The organism is Natrinema ejinorense (assembly GCF_002494345.1).
Taxonomy (GTDB): Archaea; Halobacteriota; Halobacteria; order Halobacteriales; family Natrialbaceae; genus Natrinema; species Natrinema longum.
On record NZ_NXNI01000002.1, the window covers coordinates 365,892 to 383,781 of the forward strand.

The following is a 17,890-nucleotide window of genomic DNA, read 5'->3' on the forward strand; positions in this document are numbered from 1 at the left end:
GTGCCATTTATCACCCCCGTTCTCGTTTAGTGACCTATGGACCGAATCGAAGCCATCGAGATGGCCGAAGAGTCGGACCACTGTATCCGACCCGCCGAAGCGTTCTCGTTGTTGGGAAACGAGACACGGATAAAGATCCTCGAGACGCTTTGGAAAGCAGAGGAACAGCCGGTGCCGTTTTCCAGACTCTACGAGGCGGCTGACGTTACGAACAGTTCGAAGTTCAACTATCATCTGGGAAAGCTCTTGGGGCAGTACATTCGGAAAACCGACGGTGGATATGAACTCCGCACTGCCGGGAAGTCCGTGGTCGGGATGATCGTGAAGGGATCGTTCAATGCCCATCCACAGCCCGACCCGTTCGAAGTTGACGAGCCGTGTACGAAATGTAGCGGACAGTTGATGGCGCGATACGAGAACGAGATGTTAGCTATCGAGTGTTCGTCCTGTGATCGCGGCCACGGCCGATACTCGTTCCCACCAGGCGGAATGCTCGGCCGCGATAACGATGAACTCCTAACCGTGTTCGATCGACGCGTTCGTCACCTCCTGAACCTCGCTCAAGATGGCGTTTGTCCGGAATGTAGCGGGAAAATAAGATCCATGATCGAAATGGGTGAAATTGAAACTCACGATGCCGAAATCTCCGTTCGATTCGTTTGTCAGCAGTGTAACCATACCCTTCAGGCACCGATCGGGTTCACCCTTTTAAACCGATCGCCGGTCGTCACCTTCTACCGCGATCATGGTCTCGAACTTGCGGATCGTCGGTATTGGCGACTTCCGTGGTGTGTAAGCGATGACTGTACGACAATTCGATCGGTCACCCCTCACTCGTTCGACGTCGCCCTAACGCTTGATTCAGAAACGCTTTGTATAACGCTCGATCGCGATCTGAATCTGATTCGGACTCGACGGATCGCTCTCTAAATATAAGGACTATTACAAAAATATTGTTTGGCTCATATTTAATTGGTATTAGAACCTCTGAAGAGAAGATGAAAACCAGACCGATCGATCGAGACCAGATCGAGGAGCAACTGGGAGTTCCCAGTGGTCAGCGATGAAGGCAGTCGAAGTGCCGTCGCCGGGCGGTGCGTTCGAAGTCGTCGAACGAGAACGGCCCGAACCGGAGGGGGACCAGGTTCTGATCGAGGTGGATGCCTGTGGCGTCTGTCACGGCGATGCAGCCGTAAAAGAGGGTGACTTTCCTGGAATCGATTATCCACGGATTCCAGGCCACGAGGTCGCAGGACACATCGACGCGGTCGGTAGTAACGTAACGGAGTGGGAAGTCGACGATCGGGTCTGTGTTGGCTGGCACGGCGGACACTGTTTTGTCTGCGATTCCTGTAGACGTGGCGACTTCACGAACTGCAGCTCTAGTGAGATAACTGGTCTCACTACCAATGGTGGATACGCCGAGTACATGGTCGCCCCACGGGAGGCAGTTGCTCGTATCCCTGATGAGTTAGATGCCGTCTCTGCCGGACCGTTGGTGTGTGCCGGGTTGACGGCTTACAATTCGATTCGAAACATGGATGTCTCACCTGGCGACACCGTGGCGGTCCAAGGTATCGGTGGTGTCGGTCACATGGGGATCCAATTTGGATCGGAGATGGGCTTTGAAACCGTTGGCCTGTCACGCGGAACTGAAAAGCGTGAGTTGGCGTTCGACCTCGGTGCGGACCACTTCATCGATACCGAGGAAACGGACCCGGTTGATCGCCTTCGAGAACTCGGCGGGGCGGACCTCGTGTTGGCGACTGCACCAAGTACGGCTGCTATCGAATCGATCATAGGTGGACTCGCCGAAAACGGGGACCTCCTCGTCGTGGCAGCGCCACACGAGCCCCTAGAGGCTCCAGTTAGCCAGTTGATCAACGCACGACAGTCGATCCACGGGTGGTACTCCGGACACAGCCGCGACGCGGAAGATACGCTCGAGTTCAGTTCGTTGCAGGGAGTCGAACCGCTCATCGAGACCTATCCGCTCGAACGGGCCCCAGACGCCTACGACGCGATGATGGCTAACGACACCCGGTTCAGAGCCGTGTTGGAACCGTAGCCACGTTGGAGAACCGATCAGGATCACAACGCAGGCTCCACGCTACGGAATCGGTCCGGCGTGACCTGCTGATGGAAGCCAGCCGAAGAACGCGACCGATATCAACAGATGTCAGAACACTACTATACGTCGGCAACGGAACTCGCATCCGGCGTTCGGCGTCGAGAAATTTCGCCCGTCGAAGTCGTCGATGACTTCCTCGAGCGAATCGATGAACGAAACGACGAGCTCGGTGCGTATACCACGATCGTAGCGGATAAGGCGCGTCGAGCTGCAACTGAGATTGAAACAACTCTCAGCCAGGGTGATGATCCCGGTCCGCTAGCTGGGGTTCCGATTGCACTGAAGGATCTCTACGGGTGCAAGGAAGGAGTTCGTCACACGCGTGGCTCCAGTCCGTTTCGAGACAACATCGCCGATAACGACGCAGCAGTAGTAGCACGGCTCGAAGATGCCGGGGCAGTTGTCCTTGGAATGACCAACACGCCCGAATTCGGTCATAAGGGAACTACGGACAACCGCCTGTTCGGACCCACGAGCACCCCGTACGATCTGGATCGAAATGCGGGCGGATCTTCCGGTGGTAGTGCGGCTGCTGTCGTTGACGGGCTCGCGACGCTTACCCACGGCGGCGATGCCGGCGGCTCGCTTCGCATTCCGGCCGCCTGTTGTGGTGCGTACGCCATCAAGCCGACTTACAGGCGCATTCCCTCTCTGGATCGGCCCAACGGGTTCGGCGGCGTTCTCGGCTACTCCGTGAATCACGGTCCGATCACGCGGACCGTTGCGGACGCTGCACTGATGCTCGACGTCATGGCGGGCCCTCACCCGCGCGATCCTACCTGTCTTCCGGATTCGACGACGGACTACCGGGCAGCGACCACTCGCTCGATCTCCGACCTCGAGATCGCATACACGCCCGATCTGGGGACCTTCCCTGTTGATGATCGCGTGAAACGAATCGTTGCTGATGCCGTCACAGCGTTCGAGGACGGCGGTGCGACGGTAGAATCGGTCGGCGTCGATCTAAAACATTCACACCGGACGATAACCGAAACGTGGCGTACGCTGGTGGGCGTGACCTATGCCGCGATGGCCGAGACCATGGCGGACGAACAAGGGATTGAGCTGGTAGGCGATCATCGCGACGAGCTTACGCCCGAGGTAGTGGAGTTGATTCAAACGGGACGATCCGTCAGCGCGAGCGAATATCTTCGTCTTCACGCTGTGAGGACCGACCTCGTCGACGCGATCGTCGATGTTTTCGAGGAGTACGATATACTCGTTACACCGACAGTCGCTCATCCTCCGGTCGAGAACGCGTCCGACGGGGGTACGGTCGGACCGTCGGAAGTCGACAGCGAGCCGGTCGATCCGTTGATCGGTTGGTGCTTGACCCACCCGTTTAACTTTACTGGACATCCTGCGGCGTCGATTCCGGCCGGATTCACCGCCGATTCACTGCCAGTCGGCATGCAGATCGTCGGCCCCCGATTCAACGATGGAACGGTGCTTGCCGCCAGCGCTGCGTTCGAACGGCTTCGACCGTGGCATGGCACTTATCCGCCCCGGTAACGCTTCTGTCCATCTCTCGAGACCGCGAGAGACATATTTCGGCCTTGTCACAACATGAATAGCCGGTAATAGTAGTGGCAGCCGTTCGATGACCGATCTCAACCGGACGTCTGTCGACGTTACTGCCGGGAGCGGCACTGATCGATCGGCGCGGAACGTCTCGGTTTTACTGTCGTGACGGGTTTCCTTCCCCGCATCCGACGAGCGAGGCGTAGTCTTCGATCACGTTCGCGTCATGGTCGATATATTCGTTAGTCCAAACTTCGCCCGGGTCGATCGATCCATCGAGTAGTGTCGTTTCCTGTAGGTACTCCGAAAGACGCTGCCACCGCTGCGGGCGGTGGGCGCCCCAGCCCGCTTCTGTGAGACCGTCGTGATACTGTAACCCGTCAACGGCGGCACGTAACTTTCGAGTCTCTATCCATCGGCGTTGTTCGAGCGTCGCGTTCCGACTGATCAGTGCATCGATGGCGGCATCGGGGTCGTTCGTCGCGGCGGCCCAGCCCCGCGCGGTTGCGCGGAGGAATGCTCGAACCGCCGTCGGGTTCTGCGCGGCGAACGATTCGTTAGTCACCAGCATCATCCCGTATACGCCCAGCAATTCACCGATCGGGAGTTCGTCGGATTGGCGGCCGTGTTCGTGTTCGAGTTCAACGCCGTTTGTCACGACACCAACTGCTGCGTCGACGGTCCCCTCGAGGAGTTGATGTTCGACGCGATGATGAGTGTTCGGATCAACCGGTTTCAGGTCGACCTCCGAACGGATACCGGCTCGTTCGAGCGCTTGTGCGGCTAGAATCCTGGTCTTCGTTGCCGATGGGGCAACGGTCGTGCCGGCCAGTTGTGCCGGATCGGATAGCGGTTCGTCGAATACGTCCCGGAGCGTATAGAACGCCGCCGGCGTTCGGTTGGTTACGGCGGCGATCGCGATCGGATCCTCCCCCTGACTCCGCGTCGCGAGCACGGCGCTCGCACCCGCGAGTCCGATGTCCGCATTCCCTCGAGCGGCCTGTTTGGCTGCATAGGGGGAACCGTGCCCTTCAACGAATTGGATTGTCACTCCTTCGTCCTCGTAAAACCCTCGCCGACGAGCGAGGAAGTACGGTGCTTGAAATCCGTTTGGTTCCCAGTTTAGTTGGAAGGTGACGGATGTCATGGTTCGAGTGTCGTCCGGAACGTTTCCGGGGGGATTCGGTCGACGCCCAATGCGTTCGGGCCGGCTAGATCGAGGATGTACGCGAACAATTGTTCCATTCCGAGAACTGTCTCAGGGCCCCAGTCTTTAACGACCATGTCTCGCCATCTGTCACGGACTGCGGTGACGATTGCGTAGTCGTCGTAGGGTATTAATCGGTTGCCGAGGATTCGCCAGTGGCGATCCTCTGTTCGCAATCGGTCGACGGCTTCTCTGTAGGCGGCGACGAACCCGCGAACGGTGTCCGGCCGGTCCGCGAGGAACTGTTCGCTCGTCAGAAACGTTGAGACCGGAATTTTTTCATCCGTATCGGCAAGTCGCTGGACGACGTCGGCGACGGAAAACACCTCTGTGTATGGTCCGCGTTCAGTGATTTCGGGGATAATCTGCCAGAATTGGAGGATTGCGTCAACTGCTCCGGTCTGGAGCAGTTCGGTAAGAGCAACCTTGGACTCGGCTTCGATAGGGGTTGCCGTTCGGTCGGGGTCAAACCCATGGTACTTCCGACAGGCCGCTCGTACGAGAATCCAATTCTTATCGAGTCGCCGTACGACTCCGATACGGTGTCCGGAAAGGTCGCCGAGTCCCTCGATATCCGTTCCCTCGTGGGCGACGAGTCCGCCGACCGTGCGTCCGTATGGATGAAACCCGACGATCTGTGCGCCGTCTACTCGTTCGCGCGCAGTAGAAATATAGTCGATATCGATGAGATCGGCAGCCCCGTCCTGAAGACGGGCCTCGACGGTCTCGAGTCCTTCTTCGAGTGCATCCGAGACGAGTTCCAACTCGAGGTGGAACCCGTGTTTGTGGTCTAAGCCCAGGCGTTTGATGGTATACAGCAGGTATCGTGGACTTCCATTGTGCTCGAATCGAGCTCGCATCACGGGCCGTCCTTCGGGCGACGTGTGTGCGTCGTCGATAACCGCTTGCTGTGTGTCGATATTCATGTTCTGCTCGAGGCGACGATCTCCTGAACGGTGGCGTTCGAATCAATAAGTTGGTGGTGTTTCATCCACTCGAGGTGCGACGCGAGGGCGTCCGGATCAACGGGCTCCGGTTGCTTGTACCGGGGAACGTCGATAGTAGCGGCAAGTTCCTCGACGGAGACGCCGTCGAACAAGTTCGGCTCCTCTTTCATATCGTCGAAGAGCATTTCCAAATACGCTTCACGGTAGGCGGATGGGTTCCGATTGATCTCCTTGGCGGCCCGCCCGTATGCGTTCAGAAATGCCGAAAGCCGATGTTCATCGAGGGTATCGGCTCCGACTATCCCGATGTGATTTTCGAATTCGAGAACCGATCGGAATCCGAGACGATCCGCGAGCGCGCTCTGTGGCTCCAATAACGAAATCGCGTCGACGTTACCTTCCTGGAGCGCACGAAGGCGATCGATCGGGAGTCCGTGGTGTTCGAGGACAATGTCGCGGTCGTCAACGTGTGGATCCAGCGCGCGCATCACCGTATATTCCTGCCCCGTTCGCCGATTCACACCCACTGGGACGCCTGCCAGATCGCCGGGCGTCTCGATATCCGACTCAGGTCGGACGAACACGCGGTACGGGAGATCGGAAAACGTCCCGTTTGCGACAACCTTTCCGTCATCCATTTCCCACGTCCGTTTAATACTCTCCCACTTACAGATGGGATAGATGTCGACGTCGTATTCCTGCGTAAGCCGTTCGTCGGCCGGAATGTACTTCCAGTCAACTGAAGATCGATCACGCGTAACGAGGGTGGCGTCGAGTCCCTCAGCGGCGAAATACCCCTTCTCGATCGCCACTCGCTGTGGGAGCATAAACGAGAACGGGAGATGAAACAATCGAATTGTCTCACTCATATTCATTAATCCAATTACGTTCTTCTATAATAATTCTTTTGCAGAAAAGTTTAAATAATTATAGTATAAGAGTACCGAACGGAGGACAAGACCGTGAAACGAGTCAGCGAAGGTGAGCGTAACGTAGTTGAAGTCGCTGACGGGGTCTATCTGGCGGACCTCGCCGGCGGGCAGGAAGCAGGTATGACGTATTGGCGTATTGACCCAGGAAAAACGCTCCCGCCACACCGTCATCAGAACGAGCAGATCGGATACGTCATTCACGGCGAACTGACGGCGATCCTCGAGACGAGTGAAGTTCCGCTCCGACCGGGTGATTCTTACGCGTTCCTCAGCCAGGAGTATCACGGCGCGGAGAATCGAGGTGACCGCCCAGCCGTTGGTATTGGTGTCCTTAGTCCACCACGTTCCGAACCGGAATGGGGAACCGACTGACCATTACCTGGTCTCGGTTTCGGTCGTCGACCGACTTTGCCTTCCATCGTAGTGTTACCCGAACGTCGCGCTTCCGTTATAACACTACGGCAGGGTCAGTGACCGATGGCACGACAGAGTCCCATTCTTCCTCGGTTTTATATAATATTGCGATATACTCTAAATCAGATGGACTCCGTTGATCATATAAACATCGACGTGAACGATCTCGAGGCGTGTTATCAGTTCTACCGAGATGAACTCGCATTAACGGAGTTGCGACCTCCGGAGTCGTTTCAGGGAGACCATGCGATGTTCGAGGCTGGTGATACGGTCGTAACGTTGGTCGAGACCGGACGCGCCGATCGCTGGGGGCACCGTCAACTCGCTCATCCACTCGATAAATCTCATCTCGCGTTCAGGGCTGAACCGTCCACGTACGATCGCTTCGTCGAAACGTTCGCCGATCAATTTCCCAATCAGGGACCGTACGATTGGGGAGAATCTGAGGGATACTACTTTCTCGATCCCGACGGCAACCTCCTGGAGGTCGTTACGGATATCCGGCAATCGATACGCCGCGACCAACCGCTTCTCACCCACGACGATGTTACGGACTAGCTCGTATTCACAGAGACGTGATGGCCACGATATAATAATTTTAATACGACAAGGTATATATTGAAATATGGTTGGCGTCTGGACGTACCCTTGGACCCTCTACGAGGAGGGAGTGGATACTGCCTTCGAAACCTTCACCTCACACGGCATTACCAGCGTTTCGGTAGCAACACACCACCATTCGGCGCGAATATTACAGCCGCGCTTTCCGGACTCGCTTTTCGAGCGACGACCGGCCGGGTGTTACTTCGCGCCGCAGGCGGAGCACTTCGATCGTACTCCACTCAGCCCGATCCAAAACGAGATCGAGGCCGTATCGGATCCGCTCGGCGAGATCACCGCCGTGGCGGACGAGTACAACGTTCGGACGAATGGATGGATGGTTACCCTCCATAATTCGCGGCTGGGCGCCACGTATCCGTCGTTTCAGATCGAAGATGCCTTCGGAACGGGGCACGAACACGCTCTTTGCCCGTCGCATCCGGAGGTGCGCGAGTACTTCGCCGGTGTCGCCGCTGAACTCGTTGACCGCGGCGTCGATGCGATCGAACTGGAAGCAGCCGGCTACCCGCTCGTCTTCCACGGCCACGACACCGTATACGGTCACGAGGCCCAGCAAGTTCTTTCGTCCGATGCTGAACGTCGGTTATTCTCGCAGTGTTTCTGTGACGCCTGTCAGCGGCAGGCTCGTGACTTTGACGTCGATCTCGAGCAGGCACGAGAGCGAACGCTCGAGATTATCGAGCGTTCGTTCCGCGATCCCGCTTCACAGACGGTGCCGCTCTCAGCGTTGGTTCGCGAGGAATCGGTACTAACCGAGCTGTTCGAGTTTCGAGCAGCTATAATCGAACGACTTATCGAGTCTATCGCTACGTCTGCCGGGGATACGACGGTCAATGTGTACGTTCGGCGGGCCGAAGCGAATTGGCCAGCAGGTCGGACGCTTGATGGACTTGCCGCTCACGCCGATCGGTTGACCGTTCTCTGCTACGTCGCTGATCCTGCGGTCGCCCGCGATCGACTCAGCGCGATCACGCGGCGTGTTTCCCTCCCCATTGATGCGGGCGTGACGTTGGACCCTTCAATCATCGAGAACGAATCGGAACTAGTATCGCTCGTCGACGAAATCAGAACCGTAATCGACGGTCGCGTCTCGGTGTACAATCACGCTATGTTGACCGAGACACAACTCGAATGGATCGAACAGATCGCGACGTAACCATCAGAAGACGTTGAAAGATCGGTGTGGCTCCTTTCCTTGGATCCCCCAAATTGTGGCTATCTGATGTTATCGGCCGATACTCTTCGGATTTTGACTGACTGGAGTAGGCTAACTACCACTGTGCGTACCCGAGTTCGCATAGTCTTCGTTACGCCGCTTCGACAACATCAATTCTGTGGGTTTGACTCTGTTGAAATCCTCTTCTTTAGATACCCACCATGGTGGAACTACTGGTCACTACACGTGCTTGTCAATCGAGGTTGGAGAGCAGTTCAGCCGGTGCAGTGAGTTCGATCCGAGTGCCACTGAGCGAGCGTGCCGACAGGCAGGCCTCCAGTTCGACCATCTCATCTTCAGAATCAGTGTTTTCCAAAACCGTGAGTAGGAAGCTGATCCGCCCCGCCGTCGTTCCACGCGGATATGCGTATCGGCGCTTCGATGACGTCGATCCCTCGTCTTCCGAGGGAGATCCCCACGTCGAACTGTAGGCGGTCGCCACACCGGGATCGAGCGTTGCCCTAACATCACCGGACGTCACGAGTTCGACGGTAACGTCTGACCAGAGCCCGTCCCGTCGTATTGCCCAGACGACCTCTACAGCTACCTTTTGCGCTGTCGTTCGATTGGGGATCGAGATCCCGAGGACTGCGTCATCGTCCTCGACGGGGGTAACAGCAGGGTCGAGTAAATCGATCTGTTCACCATCCTTGCGGACAACGGTACTATTACCGCTTCGTTCGAGTTTGAGGCTGGATGACCCATACAGAGCCGTGCCGACGATTGCACCACTGCCGCCGAGTGCGCCGAGTCCGCCGATGGCGATTATGTCGCGCCGCTTCATTTTAATCGATCTTTAGCGTCATCTGGGAAGGGTCTTCTGGTGAATAGAGTCTCCACAACTGTGTCATCTGCAATAGTCGTTAGAGGGTTCGGTCGAGATTGTGGACAATACACGCAAGGGCGAGTTCACGATACTGCTTCCACCAGCGTCGTGAACGGACGAACGCACCGTATTTTCGCTTGGATGAGTTCATCGAGGAGTGTTCGATAGGTTGTGTTCTTCCGAACTTTGAGACATAGCAGAACAACGTGCTGATGACGCGTGTAGCGTTGTTTCGAGAACTTCGAGGAGTATCGACCCACAGCACGTTGCGCTAGTTGAAGTGCTTCTTCGATAAATCGGAGTAGCCGTGACTTCGGGAGAGTCTGCATTCGGTTGCTCTGCTGTCCAAACGTGTAACTCCTCAAGGGTTTCAACAGAGCCGTCGGTTTTGAAGCCGCTGAACGCCGACAGTCGACGCTATAATCGGACGCATAGACGACGTAATACGAGGCAGGGAAAAATACATGTATTAAAACATAGGAAGTAATTGTGTGGAAGCATGTATGAAAGCGGCCGATAGATTACTCGATGAGGAGGGTGTGTTCTTCATCGCAGAGGCTGGGGTAAACCACAATGGAGAGTTATCGCGGGCGAAAAGACTCGTCGATGCTGCAACGGATGCAGGTGCTGACGCAGTCAAGTTCCAGACGTACGATACGGACCGCCTTGTCGCGAAAGATACACCGGCAGCAACGTATCAGAACGAGCAACTCGAATCTGCGACATCTCAGAGAGCAGTGATCGAACGATACGAGTTGAGCGATCGAGATCACAAAGAATTGTTCGAATACTGCCAGGAATCGGGAATATCGTTCCTCTCAACGCCGTTCGACGAGCACAGCGCCCAGTTTCTGGTCGATTTGGGGGTTCCGGCCATCAAAATCGGATCGGGAGAACTCACAAACCACCTATTGCTCCGAGATATTGCGAAGTTCGGACGGCCAATGATTGTGAGTACCGGCATGGCGACGATGGACGAGGTCGTAGCCGCCAACGAAGCGATCCGCGGGGAGAACCAGTCTGTTCCGGTGTGTTATCTCCACTGTGTCTCTGCGTATCCGACCGCAGTTTCGGACGCGAACCTCGAGGTCATCCGGACACTCGACGATCGGTTCTCGGATCCCGTTGGATTCTCCGATCACACGATGTCCGTCGAGATGGCTGGATTGGCAGTCGCCGCGGGTGCAACGGTTATCGAAAAGCATCTGACCCTGGATCGAACGCTTCCTGGGCCGGATCACAAGGCGTCGCTCGAGCCTGCTGAACTCGAGCGGGCGGTCGAACTGGCGAGAGAAGCGGCTGTTGCACGTGGAACACCGGAAAAAGAACCGGTTCCGGCGGAAGCCGAAAACAGAACTGTTGCGCGCAGAAGTCTTCACGCCGTCGAACCGATTCGTCGCGGGGAACAGATCTCACGGGACGCAGTCGATGTTCTCCGACCGGCAACTGGGCTCTCCCCTGCGAGCCTCGACTCGATACTAGGTCGACCCGTAACGACGAATATCGAGTCGCACGAACCGATTACAGCGGACGACGTCAGCGGATGGTCGGATCGAGACGAGCCCGAAACGGGGGTCCGGGCCGATGAGTGACCGAACTATTACCGTGGTTACCGGTACTCGAGCGGAGTATGGACTCCTCGCCTCTTCGATGTCTGAGATCGAGGATCGAACGGGATTGAAGCTAACGGTCCTCGCAACGGGGATGCATCTCTCCCATCAGCACGGGTATACGATCGACGAGATTCGTACGGATGGATTCGCCGTAACAAGTACCGTGGACATGCTCTTGGAGAGCGATACGGGACTCGGAATGGCGAAGTCGTTGGGACTTGGTATCAGTGGCATCGCCGAATCTTTCCGTGGTATCGATCCTGATCTTGTGTTGGTTCTCGGTGATCGAAACGAAGCCTTTGCTGCCGGCGTTGCCGCCGCACACATGAATATTCCAGTTGCGCACATCCACGGTGGTGACGCGATGCAAGGGGCAACGATCGATGACAGCATCAGACATTCACTAACGAAGTTCGCTCACATCCACTTTCCGGCGACGGAGAGGAGCAAAGAACGGATCTTACAGCTGGGTGAAGAACCGTGGCGGGTAACCACCGTCGGTGCGCCCGGACTCGACGATGTGAACGACGGTGCGTATGACGATGGGGTGACAACTGCCCGTGAACTCGGATTCGATCCGGACAGCCCGCTGCTACTCGTTGTGCAACATCCACTGACGACGCAACCGGAGCGAGCCGGTGAGCAGATGAGGCAGACGTTAGACGCAGTTACAGAGCTGGACGGACGGATTGCGGTCATCCTTCCCAATGCAGACGCCGGTGGTAAGCGGGCGATTGAGGTCATTCAGAACCACTCGGCTGCGGACCGCTATCGGACCTTCTCAAACGTGCCGCGGCGCCAATACCTTGGATTACTCGATGTGGCGGATGTACTCGTCGGTAACTCCAGTAGCGGCATTATCGAGGCACCGTCGTTTTCGCTCCCAGTGGTCGATGTCGGCCCGCGACAGGATGGCCGCGAGCGCGCTGACAACGTCCGCAGCGTTCCCCACGAGACTGAAGCCATCCGTGAGGCAGTAGCTGGGGCACTCGAGGACCCCGCTGTGCGTCGCCGGGCCGAAAACTGTGTCAATCCGTACGACAAAGGCGGCGCCGCGACGCGGATCGTCGATAGACTCGAATCAATCACGATCGACGACGACCTCAAACGGAAGAGAACGACGCTGTCATGAAGGTCCTCTACTGTGCGGGTGAGCAGGCAGCCGTCGTGCTCGACATTCTCCGTCGGTGTGGGACTTCCGATGAGATCGTGCTGTTGGATGACGATGCGAATCGCCACGGAACGGCACTCGACGGCATCGAAATCGTCGGCGGAGGCGACAAGCTCGGCGAACTCGACCCGTCACACACTGCGGTACTCGTCACGTTTGGGGCTCGTCAGGGTGTTCGGGTAGCGCTCGCGAGGCGCGTCACCGAGCACGGGTTCGATTTCTTCAACGCTGTTGACCCCGAGGCGACGGTTTCGGCAACCGCCACGATCGGTGTCGGCGTTACTATCAATGCCCTCACGTACGTCGGCCCGAACGTGACCGTCGACGACCACGTCCTCGTCGATAGTAACGTCACTGTGTCGCACGATTGCCGTCTCTCTGAGGGGGCGACGATCGCTCCAGACGCGACGCTCGCTGGCGGCGTCCGAGTGCAACAGGGTGCATTCGTCGGTGCGGGAGCGACGATCCGCGATCACGTTACGGTCGGTGCGAACGCCACGGTTGGCGCAGGTGCCGTCGTCGCCGAGAACGTCTCATCCGAGGAAACAGTCGTCGGCGTGCCGGCAACGCCCCTCGAGTGACCGGTGGAGTTACTTGGCAGTCCACCCGCCGTCGACGACGAGGTTGTGACCGGTCACGTACGAGGCGGCGTCGGAGGCGAGGTATACGACGGCGCCGATGAGATCGGCCGGATCGCCGAGCCGGCCGAGGGGTGTTCGTGCTTCGTATTGCTCGATAAACGTCGACTCCTGCTCGTTACGGATCCCACCCGGGCTAACGGCATTGACGCGGATGTTGTGCTCGCCAAGGTACGAGGCCATGTACCGCGTGAGATTGAGGATACCGCCTTTGATAGCGGCATATTCGACCGGACTCGTGATTGGGGTGTTGTCGTAGACGTTGAAGTCGGGTGCTTGAACGCCGTAGATCGACCCTACATTGATAATACTCCCGCCGGAGTCCTGATCTTTCATCGCCAGTGACGCGCAGTAGGCAGTGTAGAAATAACTATTGAGGTGAAGGTCGACGTTTTCACGCCAGTCGGCGAGGGTGATCTCCTCGTAGGGTTGGCCGTAGTTTTCGTTACGCGGATACGCCGCATTGACGAGGATATCGATCGATCCAAACTCGTTGATGACGGTTTCGATGAGGTTTTCGACCGCCTCGCCGTCCGTAATGTCGGTCTGGATGTACGTCGCGTGGTCGCCGATTCTTCTTGCAAGGTCTCCACCGGTTGATCGTTCTACGTCCGCGACAACCACGTTCGCGCCGTAGTCGGCCAGGCCACGACTGAGTGCGCGTCCAATAAGGCCGGCTCCACCGGTGACGACGGCAGTCTGCCCGTCGAGGTCGAATTCGACAGTCATGCGTGGATCAGCGGACAGTCGCTACGTTGATCGACGGTTGGTTCCGGCGGTCGTTCGCTGCTGTATTCGCCCATCTTCACTCCTAATATGTGGTTTCACTGTATGTAATTTTCCCACTAGGGAGGGAAATATTTATGCGCGGTACGCCGCTCGGACACCAGCCGGCGACCACCTCCGACTGCCTTCAAAAACTTACGCCTATACAGGGGAAGGATTTCCCCGACTGCGCGTTGTAATCTCGAATGCTCGCCGATACTCCGTCCCGTAGTGACATATGGTGAACGTTTTTGTAGCTGCACATGGTCTGTGACCTTACAATGGGTCGTCAGTACGAGCTCATCGTTACACCGTTCCGATCCCGGCTTCCGAACGGATTATGGATCAATTCGGGTGACAGTAGCCGATGAGCAGCGACCAGTTCGGCGTTACCGGGATCGATCACGTTGAATTGAGCGTCCCCGATCGATACGAAGCCGCAGCGTGGTACGAGGACCTTCTAGGCCTCGAGATCCGTGACGAGTACGAGATGTGGGCCGACCGCGGCGGACCGTTGATGGTCGCAAGCGACGATGAGAGTACGATGTTGGCGCTCTTCAAGGGTCGACCGCCCGAACCGGACGCGACAGTCGGGCCACCGCTTATCGCGTTCGGCGTAGACGGAGACGGATTCATGACGTTCCTCGACCGACTCGAAGAACGGTCCGTGGTCAATAGCCGAGGGCAACCCGTCGGCCGAGACGATGTCGTCGATCACGGATTAGCGTCCTCTATTTACTTCGCTGATCCCTACGGGCACCGGTACGAAGTTACGACCTACGATCGTGACTTCGTTCGATCGAAACTATAAACCTCCGACCAAGTCCGTTCTACGGCTATTATCCTCCTTTCGTCTCGAATCGTTGTGAACGGGTCCGTAGAACGTGCAGACGCGAACGGCCGTGTGCGGTCGCTTGAGTTCCGGTGGCGTTGAATCGTATGATTTCCGACTATATTACTTTGAGTAATGGATAACTTCATTATGTATTGTATGATAAAACTACTTGGAAGAATGAAAAATAGCAGACAAAACAGGCGGATTAGTGACAACGATCGGCGGGAGTTCCTAAAGGCCCTCGGCATTACTGGGGCTCTCGCTTCCGGTGGAGTAACTCTCAGCGAGGTCAGAGAACACGTCGCTACTTCCCACCCTTCCGAGACGAACTTTGCGTCGATTGGACAGTCGGTCGCGACCGAAGTCGGTGCTCTCGACCCGAAACTGCTCGCGGACGGTCAAGCATCGTTTGCTGCTGCTGCGAGCGCGCTCCCGGCGGCTAGCGAGCAGGGCCTCCCGGGCGACGTAGCGTCCCCGCGAGACGACTTCCAGCAGGTAGCGACCGCAGGTGAACGCATCTATAATCATTTGGTTGCAACCGATTTTTTCGAAAGTACGACCGCTCACCTTCCATCGTTTACGCCGTCTTTCCTCACCTCGACGGTCGAAGCATTTACCGCATCGGAACCGCTCGCAGAGCCACTCGCCGAGCTGGGGTTGACCGGTGCATTAGGTACGGATCTCGTCGCGACCGTCGTCGCGAACGCCGAAGAATTGAGCCAGTATCACTGGGTCGCAACCGATCGGATCGACCGCCAACGGATCGAGTTCGGAGAATATATCCCACCGATGACGAAATCGGCCGCGGGCGGAGCGTTGCTCTGGCTTGGTGACCTCGACAGCCACCTCTGGGAGCATTCGGTCTTGCTTACCGATGCAATTCTCGACGATGCAGTCTGGCACGCCCGGTCGATGGCCGCCGGTTTCTACCTTATGACCGAGGCCGCAACCGCCATCGCCACGGACGCAACCGACGGTTCTAACGGGCAAAGCAGTGCGGACATCGGCGTACTGTTATCGACCGGCTTTGCAATTCAGGCCATCGCTCAAGGGCTACTCCCACGCGACGTCTACTGGATTACCGAGGAGATGCGCGCCCCGCGACAATCTCCCGTCCAGCCGGCGAATCAGAACGGCGCATCGGATACGTCGAGCGAAACCGAAACACCATCAACCGGACAATGACTCCACGACACGGCAGCACCGACCCCGAGCGGAACGGAAGGCACGAGAGACAGAACGAACTCCACGAGGGAGCCAGGGAGGGCACCGACGAAGCGGCGTCGACACAGGCGTCGATTCCTCGTCGAGACATCTCCGATCAGATGCTCCGCGACGATACGACGAACGCCGACTCGTGGCTCACCTATAACAAGGGCCTCGAACAGTTGGGCTACTCACCTGCCGACAGAATCGACACGACTAACGTCCATACGCTTGCGGAAACGTATACCCTCGATACCGAAAGCAGTGGTCTCGAGGTCAACCCCCTCGTCGTCCCCGGCGATCCGCCGGTCATGTATTATTCGGTACAGGACGTCTGGAAGGTCGAAGCGGTCAATGCGCGGACTGGGGAGCAGTTCTGGTCGTCGGAAATCTCCTTCCCGGAGGACGTGAAGAGTCGGCTGTACGCGATCAACCGCGGCGTTGCGGTGTGGGGAGACGCGGTCTACGTAGCGACGCCGGTGCCGTCTATCGTCGCATTTGACCGTTACACCGGCGAGGAACTCTGGACGAAAGATCTGTTAATCGAAGAGCAGATCGAAGATCGCGCGTTCGTCACGCAGGCTCCAATGGCCTACGATGAGACGGTATTCGTCGGTCAATCCAGCGACTACGCGACCTTCACCACAATGTCGGCGCTCGATGCGGAGACCGGAGAGATCCTGTGGCAACGACGGACGGCGCCGAAAGACGAGTGGGTTGCGGAGACGTGGCGCTACGCGAGCGCGTCTCCGTGGATGAGTCCCGCTATCGATCCTGAAACCGATACGGTGCTCTTCTCGACCGGAAACCCGGATCCGGCGTTCAACGGCCTCGTTCGGCCCGGACCGAACCGCGAGTCGTGCTCAGTCATCGCAGTGGATGCGAAAAGCGGCGACGTAAAGTGGAGCACACAGATCTCGCCACACGACCTGTGGGATTACGATGTTCACACAACACCTCAGATAATCGACGTGTATCCGTCCGACGGAGACGACTGTGAGCCCCTCCGGGCCGTTCTCATTACCTGGAAGGCGGGATGGCTCTACCTTCTCGATATCGAGACGGGACGGATACTCGAACGAAGTCCCCCGTTTGCAAAGCAGGGCGGACCAGCGTTCCTCAGTTTACCACCGGCAGGTGAGGAGAACGCAGAAACGATGTATCCGGCCATCGAGGGCGCAACCGAATGGCCGCTGGATGCTTACAGTCCGAAAACGAACCTCACGTACGTCGGCGCGAATTCGGCAGGACAGAAGGTCTGGTCCGATCCCGATTGGACAGCTGAGACGTATGACCCCGACTCGGGGTTCGCTCGTGGTGGCGGGGTGGCCCAGATCGACGACGAGGACCAAGGTTCAAGCGTGGTTGCCGTGGATGTGGGACGCGGGGAGATCGCGTGGGAACATGAACTCCAGGATACCGATCCCGATTGGTCGTCCGTGAGGGCATTCACCGGCGGCTCAACCGCGACCGGTGGGAATGTCGTTTTCCACGGATCGCCACGCGGTCACTTGATCGCACTCAACGCCGAAACGGGGAAGCGACTCTGGAGGGATCGTGCAGGTGGTCGAATCACTGCCGCCCCTGTCGTCTGGGATGACTCCACCACCGGCGAGCAATACGTTGCTGTGGCCGCTGACGATCGGATCGTCGTCTACTCGAGCGACGGATCGACGGCATAGTACGGCTCGTCGCCCGAAACCGACCCCTGATATGTCTTTCGGTTTCTTTCTCGAAACCGTCGTGTCTCCGCCACAACTCACTACGGGCTTCGATAGTGTCGCACGACGCAACTCGGTCGTCCCCCACGCCTTCGAATCGGAAAACCGAACGTCGACCGTGCGAAT

Annotated in this window: 17 protein-coding genes and 1 pseudogene; 12 read left to right on the top strand and 6 right to left on the bottom strand. The window is 57.5% G+C overall.

Annotation, left to right across the window (positions count from 1 at the left end; all coding sequences use genetic code 11):
- The first annotated feature begins 36 nt into the window (after positions 1-36).
- The 3 genes from CP557_RS21280 to CP557_RS21290 all read left to right on the top strand — a co-directional run bounded on the left by CP557_RS21280 (position 37) and on the right by CP557_RS21290 (position 3,643).
- Positions 37-930, top strand: coding sequence for a winged helix-turn-helix domain-containing protein (locus CP557_RS21280; protein ID WP_245853138.1), 894 nt, complete (start codon positions 37-39; stop codon positions 928-930).
- A 133-nt stretch (positions 931-1,063) separates the two neighbouring features.
- Positions 1,064-2,068, top strand: a complete 1,005-nt coding sequence (locus CP557_RS23540; RefSeq protein ID WP_097382018.1) for an alcohol dehydrogenase — start codon at positions 1,064-1,066, stop codon at positions 2,066-2,068.
- A 108-nt stretch (positions 2,069-2,176) separates the two neighbouring features.
- Positions 2,177-3,643 (top strand): amidase, encoded by a 1,467-nt coding sequence (locus CP557_RS21290; RefSeq protein ID WP_097382019.1) that lies wholly within the window; start codon positions 2,177-2,179, stop codon positions 3,641-3,643.
- Between the two features lie 166 nt (positions 3,644-3,809).
- Here the strand turns inward: CP557_RS21290 and CP557_RS21295 are convergent, their stop codons facing one another.
- The 3 genes from CP557_RS21295 to CP557_RS21305 are packed head-to-tail and all read right to left on the bottom strand — an operon-like array spanning position 3,810 to position 6,681.
- Entirely contained in the window at positions 3,810-4,799 is a 990-nt protein-coding gene (locus CP557_RS21295; RefSeq protein ID WP_097382020.1) for an ABC transporter substrate-binding protein, read from the bottom strand.
- Positions 4,796-5,785 carry an ABC transporter substrate-binding protein gene (locus CP557_RS21300; RefSeq protein ID WP_097382021.1) on the bottom strand — a complete coding sequence of 330 codons (990 nt, stop codon included), beginning with the start codon at positions 5,783-5,785 and terminating at the stop codon, positions 4,796-4,798. The genes CP557_RS21295 and CP557_RS21300 overlap by 4 nt, the downstream gene beginning before the upstream one ends.
- Complete coding sequence (locus tag CP557_RS21305) at positions 5,782-6,681, bottom strand: ABC transporter substrate-binding protein (protein ID WP_097382022.1); 900 nt, start codon at positions 6,679-6,681, stop codon at positions 5,782-5,784. Before CP557_RS21305 ends, CP557_RS21300 begins: the two co-directional genes overlap by 4 nt.
- 87 nt (positions 6,682-6,768) lie before the next feature.
- On the opposite strand from CP557_RS21305, the gene CP557_RS21310 reads away from it, so the two are divergent.
- The 3 genes from CP557_RS21310 (at position 6,769) to CP557_RS21320 (ending at position 8,929) form a co-directional block, all read left to right on the top strand.
- A complete protein-coding gene (locus tag CP557_RS21310) occupies positions 6,769-7,110 on the top strand; it encodes a cupin domain-containing protein (protein WP_245853142.1) in 342 nt (113 codons plus the stop codon).
- Positions 7,111-7,278: 168 nt separating this feature from the next.
- Positions 7,279-7,710, top strand: coding sequence for a VOC family protein (locus CP557_RS21315; RefSeq protein ID WP_097382023.1), 432 nt, complete (start codon positions 7,279-7,281; stop codon positions 7,708-7,710).
- A gap of 67 nt (positions 7,711-7,777) precedes the next feature.
- Complete coding sequence (locus CP557_RS21320) at positions 7,778-8,929, top strand: alpha-amylase family protein (protein ID WP_097382024.1); 1,152 nt, start codon at positions 7,778-7,780, stop codon at positions 8,927-8,929.
- Positions 8,930-9,182: 253 nt separating this feature from the next.
- Here the strand turns inward: CP557_RS21320 and CP557_RS21325 are convergent, their stop codons facing one another.
- Together CP557_RS21325 and CP557_RS21330 are read right to left on the bottom strand one after the other, a co-directional pair.
- Positions 9,183-9,773 carry a hypothetical protein gene (locus tag CP557_RS21325; protein ID WP_097382025.1) on the bottom strand — a complete coding sequence of 197 codons (591 nt, stop codon included), beginning with the start codon at positions 9,771-9,773 and terminating at the stop codon, positions 9,183-9,185.
- A 179-nt stretch (positions 9,774-9,952) separates the two neighbouring features.
- Positions 9,953-10,144: pseudogene (locus CP557_RS21330) on the bottom strand (IS5/IS1182 family transposase); the annotation flags it as partial.
- A gap of 174 nt (positions 10,145-10,318) precedes the next feature.
- On the opposite strand from CP557_RS21330, the gene CP557_RS21335 reads away from it, so the two are divergent.
- Genes CP557_RS21335 through CP557_RS21345 form a run of 3 tightly spaced genes read left to right on the top strand, consistent with a single transcriptional unit; the run spans position 10,319 to position 13,180 of the window.
- The gene (locus CP557_RS21335; protein ID WP_097382026.1) at positions 10,319-11,407 is read left to right on the top strand and encodes an N-acetylneuraminate synthase family protein; all 1,089 of its coding nucleotides are present in this window, start codon (positions 10,319-10,321) and stop codon (positions 11,405-11,407) included.
- Positions 11,400-12,560, top strand: coding sequence for a UDP-N-acetylglucosamine 2-epimerase (neuC, locus tag CP557_RS21340; protein ID WP_097382027.1), 1,161 nt, complete (start codon positions 11,400-11,402; stop codon positions 12,558-12,560). Before CP557_RS21335 ends, neuC begins: the two co-directional genes overlap by 8 nt.
- Positions 12,557-13,180 (top strand): acetyltransferase, encoded by a 624-nt coding sequence (locus tag CP557_RS21345; RefSeq protein ID WP_097382028.1) that lies wholly within the window; start codon positions 12,557-12,559, stop codon positions 13,178-13,180. The genes neuC and CP557_RS21345 overlap by 4 nt, the downstream gene beginning before the upstream one ends.
- A gap of 9 nt (positions 13,181-13,189) precedes the next feature.
- Here the strand turns inward: CP557_RS21345 and CP557_RS21350 are convergent, their stop codons facing one another.
- Positions 13,190-13,966: an oxidoreductase gene (locus CP557_RS21350; RefSeq protein WP_097382029.1), complete on the bottom strand. Its 777-nt coding sequence runs from the start codon at positions 13,964-13,966 to the stop codon at positions 13,190-13,192.
- 403 nt (positions 13,967-14,369) lie between these two features.
- On the opposite strand from CP557_RS21350, the gene CP557_RS21355 reads away from it, so the two are divergent.
- From CP557_RS21355 to CP557_RS21365, 3 genes are all read left to right on the top strand, one after another.
- Complete coding sequence (locus tag CP557_RS21355) at positions 14,370-14,813, top strand: VOC family protein (protein ID WP_097382030.1); 444 nt, start codon at positions 14,370-14,372, stop codon at positions 14,811-14,813.
- Between the two features lie 156 nt (positions 14,814-14,969).
- A complete protein-coding gene (locus tag CP557_RS21360; RefSeq protein ID WP_097382031.1) occupies positions 14,970-16,022 on the top strand; it encodes a twin-arginine translocation signal domain-containing protein in 1,053 nt (350 codons plus the stop codon).
- Complete coding sequence (locus CP557_RS21365; RefSeq protein ID WP_097382032.1) at positions 16,019-17,725, top strand: outer membrane protein assembly factor BamB family protein; 1,707 nt, start codon at positions 16,019-16,021, stop codon at positions 17,723-17,725. Before CP557_RS21360 ends, CP557_RS21365 begins: the two co-directional genes overlap by 4 nt.
- Positions 17,726-17,890 lie beyond the last annotated feature (165 nt).